This window comes from Streptomyces sp. NPDC088733, assembly GCF_044751185.1.
In the GTDB taxonomy this organism is placed as follows: Bacteria; Actinomycetota; Actinomycetes; order Streptomycetales; family Streptomycetaceae; genus Actinacidiphila.
The window spans coordinates 199,127-213,554 of sequence record NZ_JBIVLH010000015.1; the positions used below are offsets into that span (position 1 = coordinate 199,127).

Here is a 14,428-nt window from a genome sequence, read left to right on the forward strand (position 1 = left end):
CTTGTGTCCTTCGGGGGCGGTCGTGTCACACCTGCGGCTGCTGCTGGGTGATGCAGTGGATGCCACCACCGTGCGCGAAGATCGTACGGGCGTCGACGAGCACGACCTCGCGGTCCGGGAAGAGCCGCTCGAAGATCGCCTTGTTGACCTCGTCGGCGGGGTCGTCGAAGGCGCACAGGATCACCGCGCCGTTGCAGAGGTAGTGGTTGACGTAACTGTGGTCCACCGGCTCCCCGTCGCTCTCCCGCACCCGCGGCGCGGGCAGCTCCACGACCTCCAGCCGCCGCCCCCGGGCGTCGGTGGCGGCCCGCAGCAGGGCTGCGGCCTCCCGCGAGACGGCGTGGTCGGGGTGGGACGGGTCGCGCTGGTCGTGGACGACCACGACGCCGGGGCGGACGAAGGCCGCGACGATGTCCACGTGCCCGCGGGTGCCGAAGCGCCCGTAGTCGGCGGTGAGGCCGCGCGGCAGCCAGATCGCCTGGCGGGTGCCGAGGAAGGCGTGGAGCTCCGCCTCGGCCCGCTCCCGGCTCCAGCCCGGATTGCGGCCCGGGTCGAGCTGCACGGTCTCGGTGAGCAGCACGGTGCCCTCGCCGTCCACGTGGATCCCGCCGCCCTCGTTGACGAAGGAGGTCGCGTAGCGGCGGGCGGCGGCCTTCTGCGCGACCAGGGCGCCGATCCGGGCGTCGTGCTCCCAGGACGCCCATTCCTGGGCACCCCAGCCGTTGAACGTCCAGTCCGCGGCGGCCAGTCCGCCGTCGCCGGTGAGGAAGGTGGGGCCGATGTCGCGCATCCATGCGTCGTCCAGCGGCGCCTCGGCGACCGTGGCGGCGGTCCCCAGCGCCTCCCGTGCCCCGGCGGCGTCCTCGGGGCGGGCCACGACCGTCACGGGCTCGAAGCGGGCGACCGCCCTCGCCACCGCGGCCCACGCGGCACGGGAGGCGGCCAGGTCCTCCGCACCGTCGAAGGTCGTGCTGGGGGACGGCCACGCCATCCAGGTGCGCGCGTGGGGGGCCCACTCGGCGGGCATCGCGTAGCCGTCGGCGGCGGGGGTTGCGGGCATGGTGCTGGTCCTTGTCAGAGGAAGTAGAGACGGCTGAGCGACACCTGTTCCGCGGGCTCGGAGCGCAGCGGGTCGCCGTCGAGCGTCACCAGGCCCGTGCGCGTGTCGACGTCCACATGTCCCGTACGGGAGTTGAGGACGAGATCGGCCGGGCCGATGCCGCGGGTGCCGCGCACGGCGACCCGCCGGCGCCGGGTGGGCATGCGGTCGTGCTCCAGGTCGAGTGCGGCCCGGGCGACGAAGGCCACCGAGAGGTCGGCGGCGGTGGCGCCGTGGGCCCCGAACAGCGGCCCGAGCACCAGGGGTTCGCAGGTGTCGGTGGCGGCGCCCGGGTCGCCGGTCACGCCGTAGGCGGGGAAGCCGGACTTGAGCACCATCTGCGGCTTCGCCCCGAAGTACTCCGGCCGCCACAGCACGATGTCGGCGAGCTTGCCGGCCTCGATCGAGCCGATCTCGTGGGCCAGGCCGTGCGCGATGGCCGGGTTGACGGTCAGCTTGGCGATGTAGCGCAGGACGCGGGCGTTGTCGTCGTCCGGGCCGTCGCCCTCCAGAGGGCCGGACTCGGCCTTCATCTTCCCGGCCATGGCGAAGGTGCGGCGCACGGTCTCCCCGGCGCGGCCCATGCCCTGGGCGTCGGAGGAGGTGATGCCGATCGCGCCCAGGTCGTGCAGCACGTCCTCGGCGCCCATCGTCCCCGCGCGGATGCGGTCGCGGGCCATCGCGGCGTCGCCGGGCAGGTCCGGCTTGAGGTCGTGGACGGAGACGATCATGCCGTAGTGCTCGGCGACCGCGTCACGGCCGAAGGGCAGCGTGGGGTTGGTCGACGAGCCGATGACGTTCGGCACCCCGGCCATCTTCAGCACATTGGGGACGTGGCCGCCACCGCAGCCCTCGATGTGGAAGGCGTGGATCGTACGGCCCTCCAGCACCCGCAGGGTGTCCTCCACCGACAGGCACTCGTTCAGGCCGTCGCTGTGCAGCGCCACCTGGACGTCGTGCTCCTCGGCGACCCGCAGCGCGGTGTCCAGGGCGCGGGTGTGGGCGCCCATGTCCTCGTGGACCTTGAAGCCGCACGCGCCGCCCTCGGCCAGCGCCTCCACCAGCGGCGCCGGGTCCGAGGACGAACCGCGGCCCAGGAAGCCGATGTTGACCGGCCATGCGTCGAAGGCGTTGAAGGCGTGCCGCAGCGCCCAGGGCGAGTTGACGCCGACCCCCCACACGGGCCCGAACTCCTGGCCGATGATCGTGGTCACGCCGGAGGCCAGCGAGGCCTCCATGATGCGCGGCGACAGCAGGTGGACGTGGGTGTCGACGGCGCCGGCGGTGGCGATCAACCCCTCGCCGGACACGATGGACGTGCCCGTGCCGACCACGACGTCCACCCCGTCGAGCGTGTCGGGGTTGCCGGCCCGCCCGATGGCGTGGATGCGGCCCTCGCGGATGCCGATGGAGACCTTGCGGATGCCGACCGCCGTGTCGATGACCAGCACATTGCTGATCACCACGTCGCAGGTCTCCCGTACGGCGGCGGCCTTCAGCGCCAGCCCGTCCCGCGCGGTCTTGCCGAAGCCGGCCAGGAACTCGTCACCGGGGCGCTGGGAGTCCGACTCGACGCGGACCACCAGGCCCGAGTCGCCCAGCCGGACCCGGTCGCCGGCGCGCGGCCCGTGCACGGCGGCGTACTCGTACGGATCGATGCTCATCGCTCCGCCCCCAGATAGCCGCACGCCGCGGCGCGCCGCAGTGCCTCCTGTCGCGCGCCGGGCGCGTCCAGCGGCCCGTCGACGAGCCCCGCGAAGCCGATCGCGACCCGGTCGCCGCCGATCGGGACGAGACCCACCTCCCGCTCCTCCCCCGGCCCGAAGCGCACCGAGGACCCGGCCGGCACGTTCAGCCGCATGCCGTAGGCCGCCGAACGGTCGAAGTCCAGCCGGGGGTTGGCCTCGAAGAGGTGGAAGTGCGAGGTGACGCTGACCGGGACGGGAGCGGTGTTGTGCACGGTCACGAACACCTCGGACGGCCGCTCGGGCAGGGCGGGACCGGGCAGCACCGCGCCGGGCGCCCGTTCCCGCAGGGAGCCCCCGCCGATCGGGTCCCCGACCACGGCCAGCCGCGAGCCGTCGTCGAAGACGGCCTCGACATGGACCTCGGTCACGATGTCCGCCACGCCGGGCAGCACGTCGTCCGGACCGAGCACGGCGCGGCCGGCCGCGACGGCCTCCGCGAGACGCGCGCCGTCGCGCGCGGCCTCGCACACCGCGTCGGCGATCAGCGCGGTCGCTTCCGGCACGTTCAGCCGCAGCCCCCGGGCGCGGCGCGCCCGCGCCAGTTCGGCCGCGCCGAAGAGCAGCAGCCGGTCACGTTCCGTCGGGGTCAGCCGCACGCTTCCGCACCTCCCACGAGGGTCACCGGGACACCGTTTAGAACGCCACTCTAAAGCGCGATGCCCTATGAGGGAAGCCTTGGCCGGGCCCTTGCTCGTCCTGGCACCGCATCCGCCTTGAGCGCCGTTCGAATCATCCCGCACGGCTGCCGCGCCGGGAAAGCGCGAAGCGGCCGCACGCGGCCCCGGAAAGTGCTCCGGGACCGCGTGCGGCCGCTTCGGACGTCGTGCGCCCCGCGGGGGTCAGGAACCCAGCGGGTGCATCCAGCCGTGCGTGTCGGGGGCCAGTCCGGTCTGGATGTCCAGCAGGGCCTTGCGCAGCTTCATCGTCACCTCGCCGGACTTCCCGTCCGCGACGCTCCAGTCCGCCCGCGTGGACTTCACGGAACCGACCGGCGTGATGACCGCGGCGGTGCCGCAGGCGAAGACCTCGGTCAGGGAGCCGTCCGCGTTGCCGTTCTTCCAGTCGTCGACGGAGATGCGGCCCTCGGAGACCTCGTAGCCCAGGTCCTCGGCGATGCGCAGGAGCGAGGCGCGGGTGATGCCGGGCAGCAGTGAGCCGGTCAGCTCGGGGGTGACGATCCTGTCCCCGTACACGAAGTACAGGTTCATGCCGCCCATCTCCTCGATCCAGCGGCGCTCCGTCGCGTCCAGCCAGACGACCTGGTCGCAGCCGTGCTCGATGGCCTGCGCCTGGGCGACCAGGGACGCGGCGTAGTTGCCGCCCGCCTTGGCCGCACCGGTGCCGCCGGGCGCGGCACGCACGTACTCCTCGGAGAGCCAGACCGAGACCGGCTTGACGCCGCTGGGGAAGTAGGCGCCGGCCGGGGAGGCGATGACGATGAACAGGTACTCGTTGGCGGGCCGCACGCCGAGCCCCACCTCGGTGGCGAACATGAAGGGCCGCAGGTAGAGCGACTGCTCGCCAGTGCTCGGCACCCACTCGCGGTCCTGGGTGACCAGGGCGTCGCAGGCGGCGATGAAGGTCTCGACGGGGAGCTCGGGCATGGCCAGGCGGCGCGCGGAGGCCTGGAAGCGCTCGGCGTTCGCCTCGGGGCGGAAGGTGGCGACCGAGCCGTCCGGCTGACGGTAGGCCTTCAGGCCCTCGAAGATCGTCTGCGCGTAGTGCAGCGTCATGTTGGCCGGATCGATCGACAGCGGCGCGTACGGCACGAGCTCCGCGTCGTGCCAGCCCCGGCCCTCCGTCCACCGGATCGTCACCATGTGGTCGGTGAAGTGGCGGCCGAACCCGGGGTTGGTGAGGATCGCCTCGCGCTGCGCCCGCGGCAGCGGGTGCGAGGAGGGCTTGAGCTCGATCGTGGGGATCGTCATAGATGATGTCCTTCGCGTCTGGTCATGGCGGACCGCACCCGCAGTCCTCCAAGGTGCCAGGACATCCGAGTTTCCCCTCGCACAGCGGCCCCACCGCCGATTATCGCAGCGGTGGGGCCGTGGACATACATGCGCGGCCCGAGAGGTCTGGGTCAGTCGTGGGAGTGCGCTGACCGTCCGGGCCGACTGAGGGGGCTGACCCGGCGGTCAGCCGGCTACTCGTGCGGCGAGCGTGTCGCCGATCTCACTGGTGCTGCGCGCACCGGAGCGCTCCGCGAGGTCCGCGGCGACCGCGCTCTCGATGCGCTCGGCCTCGGCGTGGTAGCCGAGGTGCTGGAGCAGCAGGGCGACGGAGAGCACCGTCGCGGTGGGGTCGGCCTTGCCCTGGCCGGCGATGTCCGGCGCGGAGCCGTGCACCGGCTCGAACATCGACGGGAAGTCGCCGCCCGGGTTGATGTTCCCGCTGGCGGCGAGGCCGATACCGCCGGTCACGGCGGCGGCGAGGTCGGTGAGGATGTCACCGAAGAGGTTGTCGGTGACGATCACGTCGAACCGCTCGGGCTGGGTGACGAAGAAGATCGTCGCCGCATCCACGTGCAGGTAGTCGGTGGTGACCTCGGGGTACTCCTCGCCGACCTTGTCGAAGATGTTCTTCCACAGGTGGCCGGCGTGCACGAGGACGTTGTTCTTGTGCACCAGCGTCAGCTTCTTGCGCGGACGCGCCTGGGCGCGGGCGTAGGCGTCCCGGACCACCCGCTCGATGCCGAACGCGGTGTTGAGGCTGACCTCGGTGGCCACCTCGTGCGGCGTCCCGGTGCGCAGGGAGCCGCCGTTCCCGACGTACGGGCCCTCGGTGCCCTCGCGGACCACCACGAAGTCGATCCGCGGGTCGCCCGCCAGCGGTCCCTTGACACCCGGGTAGAGCTTGGAGGGACGGAGGTTGACGTGGTGGTCGAAGGCGAACCGCAGCTTCAGCAGCAGCCCGCGCTCCAGCACACCGGAGGGCACGGAGGGGTCGCCGACCGCGCCCAGCAGGATCGCGTCGTGCGCCTTGAGCTGCTCCAGCTCCGCGTCGGGCAGGGTCTCGCCCGTCTCGTGCCAGCGCTTGGCGCCGAGGAGGTACTCCTTGGTCTCCAGCTTCACGTCCTGCGGGAGGACGGCGGACAGGACCTTGAGGCCCTCGGCCACGACTTCCTGGCCGATGCCGTCACCGGGGATCACTGCGAGGCTGATGCTGCGAGACATGCCGGTCACCTTACTCGGCCGTCCACTGGATGACACTTGCTGTCCGCATGGTGGGCAGCCCGGCCACCCGGCCGGACGGCGCCCAACCGGATGGCCGGGCCCGCCGGGCGGGCGTGCACCCTCACGGCACCGGGGACGGGACGTGCGGACGCTCGTACGGACGGATCACTTCACCATCGCGCACACGGCCAGGTAGGCGAGGCGGCGCAGGCGCCGGAAGGGGTGGGGGACGGTGGCGGTCATCGCTGCTCGTGTCCCGTGGAGCCGCCGTTGTCGCGGCGGTCGAGGGCGCGCTGCAGGGCCTCGGCGGCATTCTTGCGGGCGGTCTCGTCCATGGTGAACATCTCCCAGGTCAGAAGAGGAGGGTTGCGTCGCCATAGAACGGGGCGGGGAGCGGCGCTGCAGGGGGTGACCTGCCAGAGGTGCGCGGCTCACGACCGCCGGTCGCTGGTGGAGCGAGACGTTCGGCTTCTACAAAGCTAGGACAGCACGGCTCGTCTGTCTCCACAATTACTCGGACTTCCTACTATCTGAGACGGCGAAGGCCCGGCACCCCCCGATCGGGGGATGCCGGGCCCTGCCCCTTGCGGGTCAACCGGGGGCCGGAGCTCAGCCCATGTGCGGGTAGCGGTAGTCGGTCGGCGGCACCAGGGCCTCCTTGATCGACCGGGTCGACGTCCAGCGCATCAGGTTCTGCGCGGCGCCCGCCTTGTCGTTGGTGCCGGAGGCGCGGCCGCCGCCGAAGGGCTGCTGGCCGACGACGGCGCCGGTGGACTTGTCGTTGATGTAGAAGTTGCCGGCCGCGAAGCGCAGCTTGGCCATCACGTCGGCGACGGCGGCGCGGTCACGGGCGACGACCGAACCGGTCAGCGCGTAGGAGGCGACCGATTCCATCTGGGTGAGCATCGCCTCGAAGTTCTCGTCCTCGTAGACGTGCACGCCCAGGACCGGGCCGAAGTACTCCTCGCGGAAGATCTCGTGCTCCGGGTCGGAGGAGACCAGCACGGTCGGGCGGACGAACCAGCCGACGCTGTCGTCGTAGCTGCCGCCGGCGACGACCTCGACCGACGGGTCGGCCTTGGCGCGGTCGATGGCGGCCTTGTTCTTGGCGAAGGCACGGTCGTCGATCACGGCGCCGATGAAGTTGGACAGGTCGGTGACGTCACCCATGGTGAGGCCGTCGACCTCGGCCGCGAACTCCTCCTTGAAGCCGTTCTCCCACAGCGAGCGCGGGATGTAGGCACGGGAGGTGGCCGAGCACTTCTGGCCCTGGTACTCGAAGGCGCCGCGGGTCAGCGCCGTCTTCAGCACCGCCGGGTCGGCGGACGGGTGCGCGACGACGAAGTCCTTGCCGCCGGTCTCGCCGACGATCCGCGGGTAGCTGCGGTACTTCTCGATGTTGGTGCCGACCGTCCTCCACAGGTGCTGGAAGGTCCGGGTGGAACCGGTGAAGTGGATGCCGGCCAGGTCCGGGTGCTCGAGGGCGACCTCGGAGACGGCGATGCCGTCACCGGTGACCAGGTTGATCACGCCCTTGGGCAGCCCGGCCTCCTCCAGCAGCGCCATCAGCAGCACGGCGGAGTGCGTCTGCGTCGGGGAGGGCTTCCAGACCACGACGTTGCCCATGAGCGCGGGCGCGGTCGGCAGGTTGCCGGCGATGGCGGTGAAGTTGAACGGGGTGATCGCGTAGACGAAGCCCTCGAGCGGGCGGTGGTCCAGGCGGTTCCAGACACCGGGCGAGTTGGCGATCGGCTGCTCGGCCAGGATCTGCCGGGCGAAGTGCACGTTGAAGCGCCAGAAGTCGACGAGCTCGCAGGGGCTGTCGATCTCGGCCTGCTGCGCGGTCTTGGACTGGCCGAGCATCGTGGAGGCGGCGATCGTCTCGCGCCAGGGGCCGGCCAGCAGGTCCGCGGCGCGCAGGATGATCGCGGCGCGGTCGTCGAAGGACATCGCACGCCAGGCGGGAGCGGCGGCTAGGGCCGCCTCGACCGCGTCGCGGGCGTCGTCCTGCGTGGCGTTGGCGTACGTGCCCAGGCGGGCGCCGCGGTTGTGCGGCTGCACGACGTCGAAGCGCTCACCGCCGCCCATGCGCTTCACGCCGCCGATGGTCATGGGCAGCTCGACCGGGTTCCCGGCCAGCTCCTTCAGCTTCGCCTCCAGGCGGGCCCGCTCCGGGCTCCCCGGGGCGTAGGAGTGCACCGGCTCGTTCACCGGGGCGGGGACCTGGGTCACGGCGTCCATGAAAGACATCTCCTTGTGTCCTTGGGGGATCGGGGCGTGGGCTCAGCGGGAGGGGAGGAAGGACCGCAGGAAGAAGGCCAGGTTGGCCGGCCGCTCCGCGAGCCGGCGCATGAAGTACCCGTACCAGTCTGCGCCGTAGGGGACGTAAATGCGCATGCGCTCGCCGTCCTCCGCCAGCCGCCGCTGCTCGGCGGTGCGGATGCCGTAGAGCATCTGGAACTCGTACGAGCCCTGCTTGCGGCCGGCCCGGTGGGCCAGATCCTGGGCGATCGCGATCAGCCGCGGGTCGTGGGAGCCGACCATGGGGTAGCCCTCGCCCGCCATGAGGATCTTCAGGCAGCGCACATAGGCCCGGTCGACCTCGCCCTTGTCCTGGAGCGCGACGGAGGCGGGCTCCTTGTACGCGCCCTTGACCAGGCGGACCCGGGAGCCGGCGACCGCGAGGCGGCGGGCGTCCTCCTCGGTGCGGAAGAGGTAGGACTGGAGCACCGCGCCCGTGCCCGGGTGGCGCTCGCGCAGCTCGGCGAGGATCGCCAGCGTGGAGTCGACCGTGGTGTGGTCCTCCATGTCGAGCGTGACGGTGGTGCCGATCTCGCTCGCCAGCTCGGCGACCGGGCGGACGTTCTCCAGGGCGATCTCGTGGCCGCCGACCGGCAGCGCCTGGCCGAAGGCGGAGAGCTTGACGGAGACCTCGGCGCGGGTGCCGGCGCCCTCCTCGCGCAGCGCCTCCAGCAGCCGCAGGTACGCGTCCCGCGTCGCGACGGCGGTCGCCTTGTCGGTGACGTCCTCGCCCAGGTGGTCGAGGGTGACCTCCAGGCCGGACGAGGTCAGCGAACGCACGGTCTCCATCGCGGGCGCCAGCTCGTCGCCGGCGATGAAGCGGTTGACCACCGGACGGGTGATCGGCGCGCCCGCGACGACGCGGCGCATACGGTCGCTGCGCGAGGCGGCGAGCAGTACGGGACCCAGCACGGTCTCCTCCTGGGGCAAGGGCTGCCCAGGGGACAGGCAGCGTCGTCCGTGAAATCTAGGGTTCGCCTACCCCCGTCACCATCGACACCTGTCACGCGTGGGAACGGCGTCCCTCATACAGATGTATGAGGGAGAATGACGGCGTGCGAGGTGACTACCAGGAGCTGGTCGACGAGGTGTCGGCGCTCCTCGGCGCACCCGCGACCCTGGAGGACCGGGACTTCCGGCTGATCGCGTTCGGCGCGCACGACAGCGAGGACGACGCGGTGATGGACCCGGTCCGCACCCGTTCCATCCTGACCCGGCGCTCCACCGCCGAGGTCCGCGCCTGGTTCGAGCGGTTCGGCATCGCCCGCGCCACCGGCCCCGTCCACATCCCCGCGGCGGCCGACGCCGGGGTCTTCCGGCCCCGGCTGTGCCTGCCGGCACGGCACGGCGGCGTGGTGCACGGCTACGTGTGGCTGCTGGAGAACGCCGGGCACACCCCCGCACAACTGGCCGCGGCCATGGACGTGGCCGCCCGGATCGGCGCACTGCTGGCCGCCGAGTCCCGGGCGGGCGCCGACGCCGGCCGCGCGCTGGCCGCCGTGCTCACCGCCCGTCCGGGCCGCGGCCGGGACGGTGCCCGCGAGGAGTTGCAGGCCGCCCTGGGGCCCGACGCGGAGGAGGTGCACGCGCTGGTGTGCGTGCTGCCGTGGCGGTCCGGCGAGGGAGCCGGCGACGGCGCAGAGGCACCGGGACCGCGGACGGTGCCGGGCGCGGCCGCCTTGTGCGTACTCCCTCCGGGCGACATCGAGGGCGTCCCGCTGCCCGGGCTCGCGGCCCTCGTACGGCTGCGGTCGGCATCGGTCCCGGCCCCCGCCGTGAGCGCAGCCGGCCGGCTGCTGGAGGGCAACGGCACCCGGCAGGCCGCGCCGGACGCACGGGCCGGGGTCAGCGCGCCGCGCCAGGGCCTGGACGCCCTGCCCGGCGCCTGGCACGAGGCCGTGGCCGCCGCCCGGGCCGCCCGGGCGCAGCCGCGGCTCGGCCCTGTCGCCGAATGGGGCGCGATCGGCCCCTACCGGACGCTGGCCGCACTGCCGTCCGGCGCGGTCGACCCGGCCGTGCGCCCGCTGCTGGAAGCCGCGCACGCCGAACTCGCGCGCACCGCGGAGGTGTTCCTCGACTGCGCGGGCCAGGCCGGGCGTGCCGCCGGTGAACTGCGGATCCACCGGCAGACCCTTTACTACCGGCTGTCGCGCGTCGAGCGGCTCACCGGCCTCGACCTGGACGACGGCGAGGACCGGCTGCTGCTCCACATGGCGCTCAAGGCGGCACGCCTCGGCGACTGACCGGACTGTTGCCGACCGAAGGGGGCACAAGTAACGTGGCGCGGGGCCTCGGGGGGTCTGACCAGCGCGCGCAGGACGCGGGGGGATCCCGCGCCCGGCTCGGCCGACGGCGGGACAAGGGGATCGGGAACCGGTGACTCACTCCACGGAGGCGTTCGACCGCGAGCGCACGGCCCGGCCCGGCGCGCCCGCGAAGGGATCCGCCGCCCGGCCGCGACCGGACCGCCGACTGGTGCTCTCCCTCGTGCTGCTGGCGCTGTCACTGGCCGCCTTCACCGCGCTGTGCCTGTCGATGCCCGTGCCGATGGCCGACATGCAGGTCTACCGGGCCGAGGGCGCGGCCGTCGTGAACGGCACGGATCTGTACGGCTTCACGGTCACCGAGTGGAACCTGCCGGCGACCTACCCGCCCTTCGCCGCGATGCTCTTCGTCCCGACGACCTGGCTGCCGGTCCCGCTGCTCAAACTCGTCTTCATGGCCGGCAACCTGGCCCTGCTCGGCCTGCTCGCCCACCTGTCCTGCCGGACCGTCGGCCGGCCGCGGTCGCGCGGTACGCGGTGGACCGTGGTGGTGCTGGCGATGGCCGTCGGGCTGTGGCTGGAGCCGGTGTTCCAGACCATGCTGTACGGCCAGATCAACCTGCTGCTCGCGGTGCTGGTGCTGTGGGACCTCAGCCGGCCGGACGGCGCCCGGGGCAAGGGCGTGGCCATCGGCATCGCGGCCGGTATCAAGCTCACCCCGGCGATCTTCGCCCTCTACCTGCTGCTGACCGGCCGCCGCAAGGAGGCCGCCGTGGCCGGGGCGAGCTTCGCGGGAACGGCGCTGCTCGGCGCGCTGGCCCTGCCGGGCGCGACCGTCGACTACTGGACGCGCTGCATCTTCGACACCAGCCGGATCGGCAAGGTCTGGATCGTCGACAACCAGTCGCTGCAGGGGCTGGTGGCACGTGTCCTGCACACCCCGCACCCGGGGATGATCTGGGCGGCCACGGCGTTCGCCGTGGCCTGCGGCGGACTGGCGCTGTCGGTGTGGCTGGGGCGGCAGGGCCACGAGGCGTGGGGTGTGGTCAGCTGCGCGGTGACGGCCCTGCTGATCACGCCGATCAGCTGGTCCCACCACTGGGTGTGGTGCGTGCCGCTGCTGATCCTGCTGGCCGCGGACGCGCCGCGCTGGGTGCTGCGGGTGACCGCCGTGGTGTTCGTCGCCCGCAGCCTGTGGCTCGTGCCGAAGGCCGGCGACCTCGACCTGCACCTGGCGTGGTGGCTCCAGCCGTTCGCGTCCCCGTACCCGGTGCTGGGGCTGCTGTTCCTCGCGGCGGTGGCCGTGCGGTTCGTGACAGCGCAGGGGCGGCCGTCCCGGATCTCCCGGGACGACCGCTCCCAGCGGAGCCGGACCGCTGTCAGTTCTCGAGATTGACCGCTCGGGCCGAGGTCGCCCCGATCTCCGCGGCGATGTCGCCCAGCACCGGCGCCGGAACGGCGGTGTCGACCGTCAGCGCCACCAGGGCCTCGCCACCGGCCTGGTCACGGGCCACCTGCATGCCGGCGATGTTGACCCCGGCGTCGCCCAGGACACGGCCGATGGTGCCGACGACACCGGGCCGGTCGGTGTAGCGGAGGAAGGCCATGTGGTCGGCGAGGACCAGGTCCACGTCGTCGTCGCCGACGGCCACGATCTTCTGCACGTGCTTCGGGCCCGCGAGCGTGCCGGAGACCGAGACCTCGGTGCCGTCGGACAGCGTGCCGCGGACGGTCACCAGGTTGCGGTGGTCCGGGGACTCGCTGCTGGTGGTCAGGCGCACCTCGACACCGCGCTCCTGCGCGAACAGCGGGGCGTTGACGTAGGAGACCGTCTCGTCCACGACGTCCTCGAAGACGCCCTTGAGGGCGGACAGCTCCAGCACCTTCACGTCGTGCTGGGTGATCTCGCCGCGCACCTCGACGTCCAGGCGCACCGCCACCTCGCCGGCGAGCGCGGTGAAGATGCGGCCCAGCTTCTCGGCGAGCGGCAGGCCCGGGCGGACGTCCTCGGCGATCACGCCGCCCTGGACGTTGACCGCGTCCGGTACGAGCTCGCCGGCCAGGGCCAGGCGCACCGAGCGGGCGACGGCGATGCCCGCCTTCTCCTGGGCCTCGTCGGTCGAGGCGCCCAGGTGCGGGGTGGCCACCACGTTGTCGAACTGGAAGAGCGGCGAGTCCGTGCACGGCTCCTTGGCGTACACGTCCAGGCCCGCGCCGCCGACCCGGCCCTCCTTGAGGGCCGCGAACAGCGCCTCCTCGTCCACGATCCCGCCGCGCGCGGCGTTGACGATGCGGACGTGCGGCTTGACCTTGCGCAGCGCCTCGTCCCCGATCAGGCCGACCGTCTCGGGGGTCTTGGGCAGGTGCACCGTGATGAAGTCGGAGACCTCCAGCAGCTCGTCGAGGCTGAGGATCTTCACCCCCATCTGGGCGGCGCGCGCCGGCTGGATGTAGGGGTCGTAGGCGACGATCTTCATGCCGAAGGCCGACATGCGCTGCGCGACCAGCGCGCCGATACGGCCGAGGCCGACGACGCCGAGGGTCTTCTCGGCCAGCTCCACGCCGGTGTACTTGTTGCGCTTCCACTCGCCCTGCTTGAGCGCGGCGTTGGCCGGGGCGATGTTGCGCGCGACGGAGATCAGCAGACCGCAGGCGAGTTCGGCGGCGGTGACGATGTTGGAGGTCGGCGCGTTGACGACCATGACACCGGCCTTGGTGGCGGCGGAGACGTCGACGTTGTCCAGGCCGACGCCCGCGCGGGCCACGACCTTCAGCTTGGGGGCGGCGGCGACTGCCTCGGCGTCGACCTTCGTGGCGCTGCGGATCAGGATGGCGTCGGCCTCGGCGATCGCGCTCAGCAACTCGGCTCGGTCCGCGCCGTTGCAGTGCCGGATCTCGAAGTCCGGCCCCAGGGCCTCGACGGTGGCGGGAGAGAGCTCTTCGGCGATGAGTACGACGGGGTTGCTCACGTGAGTCCTCACTAGTCCCTGGCCGGCGGCCGCGTCCCGACGGCCGGAGGCGGTGGAAGGGAGATGGCATGCCGCGTGGAAGACGCACGACGCTGTGAGCCTGACGCGCTTGTTAAGGGAGTGTATCGGCGGCGGGCCCCGCATCCTGCGCCATCGCGGAAGGATCACCCGCACGAGGGTGTACGACGTGGCCAAAGCGGACGGTCCCGGGGGCGAGGAGCCTCCGGGACCGTACAAACCGCGGGAGGCATTACGCCTCTTCGTCCACCCAGCTCATGAGCTTGCGGAGCTTCTTGCCGGTGGTCTCCAGCAGGTGGCTCTCGTCGGCCTTCTTGTACTCGTTGTACTTCGGCAGGCCGGCGTTGTACTCGGCGATCCAGTTGTTGGCGAAGGAGCCGTCCTGGATCTCGCCGAGGATCTTCTTCATCTCGGCCTTGGTGGCGTCGGTGATGATGCGGGGGCCGGTGATGTAGTCGCCCCACTCGGCGGTCTCGGAGATGGACCAGCGCATCTTCTCCAGGCCGCCCTCGTACATGAGGTCCACGATGAGCTTGAGCTCGTGCAGGCACTCGAAGTACGCGATCTCCGGCTGGTAGCCGGCCTCGGTCAGCGTCTCGAAACCGGCCTTGACCAGGGCGGTGGTACCACCGCACAGGACCGCCTGCTCACCGAACAGGTCGGTCTCGGTCTCCTCGGTGAAGGTCGTCTTGATGACGCCGGCGCGGGTGCCGCCGATCGCCTTGGCGTACGACAGCGTCAGCGCGAAGCCGTTCCCGGTCGCGTCCTGCTCGACGGCCGCGATGCACGGAACGCCGCGGCCCTCCTCGTACTGACGGCGCACCAGGTGGCCCGGCCCCTTGGGGGCGACCATGCA

At 72.2% G+C, this 14,428-nt stretch carries 11 protein-coding genes; 2 read left to right on the forward strand and 9 right to left on the reverse strand.

Annotated elements, in window-relative coordinates:
- Positions 1–25 precede the first annotated feature (25 nt).
- From ACIP64_RS26630 to ACIP64_RS26660, 7 genes are all read right to left on the reverse strand, one after another.
- Entirely contained in the window at positions 26–1,060 is a 1,035-nt protein-coding gene (locus ACIP64_RS26630; protein ID WP_401591501.1) for an agmatine/peptidylarginine deiminase, read from the reverse strand.
- 14 nt (positions 1,061–1,074) lie between these two features.
- Complete coding sequence (locus ACIP64_RS26635; RefSeq protein ID WP_401591503.1) at positions 1,075–2,763, reverse strand: urease subunit alpha; 1,689 nt, start codon at positions 2,761–2,763, stop codon at positions 1,075–1,077.
- The gene (ureA, locus tag ACIP64_RS26640) at positions 2,760–3,443 is read right to left on the reverse strand and encodes an urease subunit gamma (protein WP_401591505.1); all 684 of its coding nucleotides are present in this window, start codon (positions 3,441–3,443) and stop codon (positions 2,760–2,762) included. The genes ACIP64_RS26635 and ureA overlap by 4 nt, the downstream gene beginning before the upstream one ends.
- A 243-nt stretch (positions 3,444–3,686) precedes the next feature.
- Entirely contained in the window at positions 3,687–4,775 is a 1,089-nt protein-coding gene (locus ACIP64_RS26645) for a branched-chain amino acid aminotransferase (RefSeq protein WP_401591507.1), read from the reverse strand.
- A gap of 207 nt (positions 4,776–4,982) precedes the next feature.
- Positions 4,983–6,020, reverse strand: a complete 1,038-nt coding sequence (locus ACIP64_RS26650) for a 3-isopropylmalate dehydrogenase (RefSeq protein WP_401591509.1) — start codon at positions 6,018–6,020, stop codon at positions 4,983–4,985.
- Positions 6,021–6,629: 609 nt separating this feature from the next.
- Entirely contained in the window at positions 6,630–8,261 is a 1,632-nt protein-coding gene (gene pruA, locus ACIP64_RS26655) for an L-glutamate gamma-semialdehyde dehydrogenase (protein WP_401591511.1), read from the reverse strand.
- Positions 8,262–8,303: 42 nt separating this feature from the next.
- Complete coding sequence (locus tag ACIP64_RS26660; protein WP_401591513.1) at positions 8,304–9,233, reverse strand: proline dehydrogenase family protein; 930 nt, start codon at positions 9,231–9,233, stop codon at positions 8,304–8,306.
- A gap of 143 nt (positions 9,234–9,376) precedes the next feature.
- Between ACIP64_RS26660 and ACIP64_RS26665 the strand changes: the two genes are divergently transcribed.
- On the forward strand, positions 9,377–10,564 hold the full coding sequence (locus ACIP64_RS26665; protein ID WP_401591515.1) for a PucR family transcriptional regulator: 1,188 nt from the start codon (positions 9,377–9,379) through the stop codon (positions 10,562–10,564).
- 133 nt (positions 10,565–10,697) lie between these two features.
- Entirely contained in the window at positions 10,698–11,981 is a 1,284-nt protein-coding gene (locus ACIP64_RS26670) for a glycosyltransferase 87 family protein (RefSeq protein ID WP_401591517.1), read from the forward strand.
- On the opposite strand, the gene serA is transcribed toward ACIP64_RS26670, so the two are convergent.
- Both serA and ilvC read right to left on the reverse strand, forming a co-directional pair.
- Positions 11,965–13,554 carry a phosphoglycerate dehydrogenase gene (serA, locus tag ACIP64_RS26675; protein ID WP_401591519.1) on the reverse strand — a complete coding sequence of 530 codons (1,590 nt, stop codon included), beginning with the start codon at positions 13,552–13,554 and terminating at the stop codon, positions 11,965–11,967. The genes ACIP64_RS26670 and serA overlap by 17 nt on opposite strands.
- Before the next feature lie 250 nt (positions 13,555–13,804).
- On the reverse strand, positions 13,805–14,428 hold a 624-nt coding region (ilvC, locus tag ACIP64_RS26680; protein ID WP_401591521.1), incomplete at its 5' end, for a ketol-acid reductoisomerase.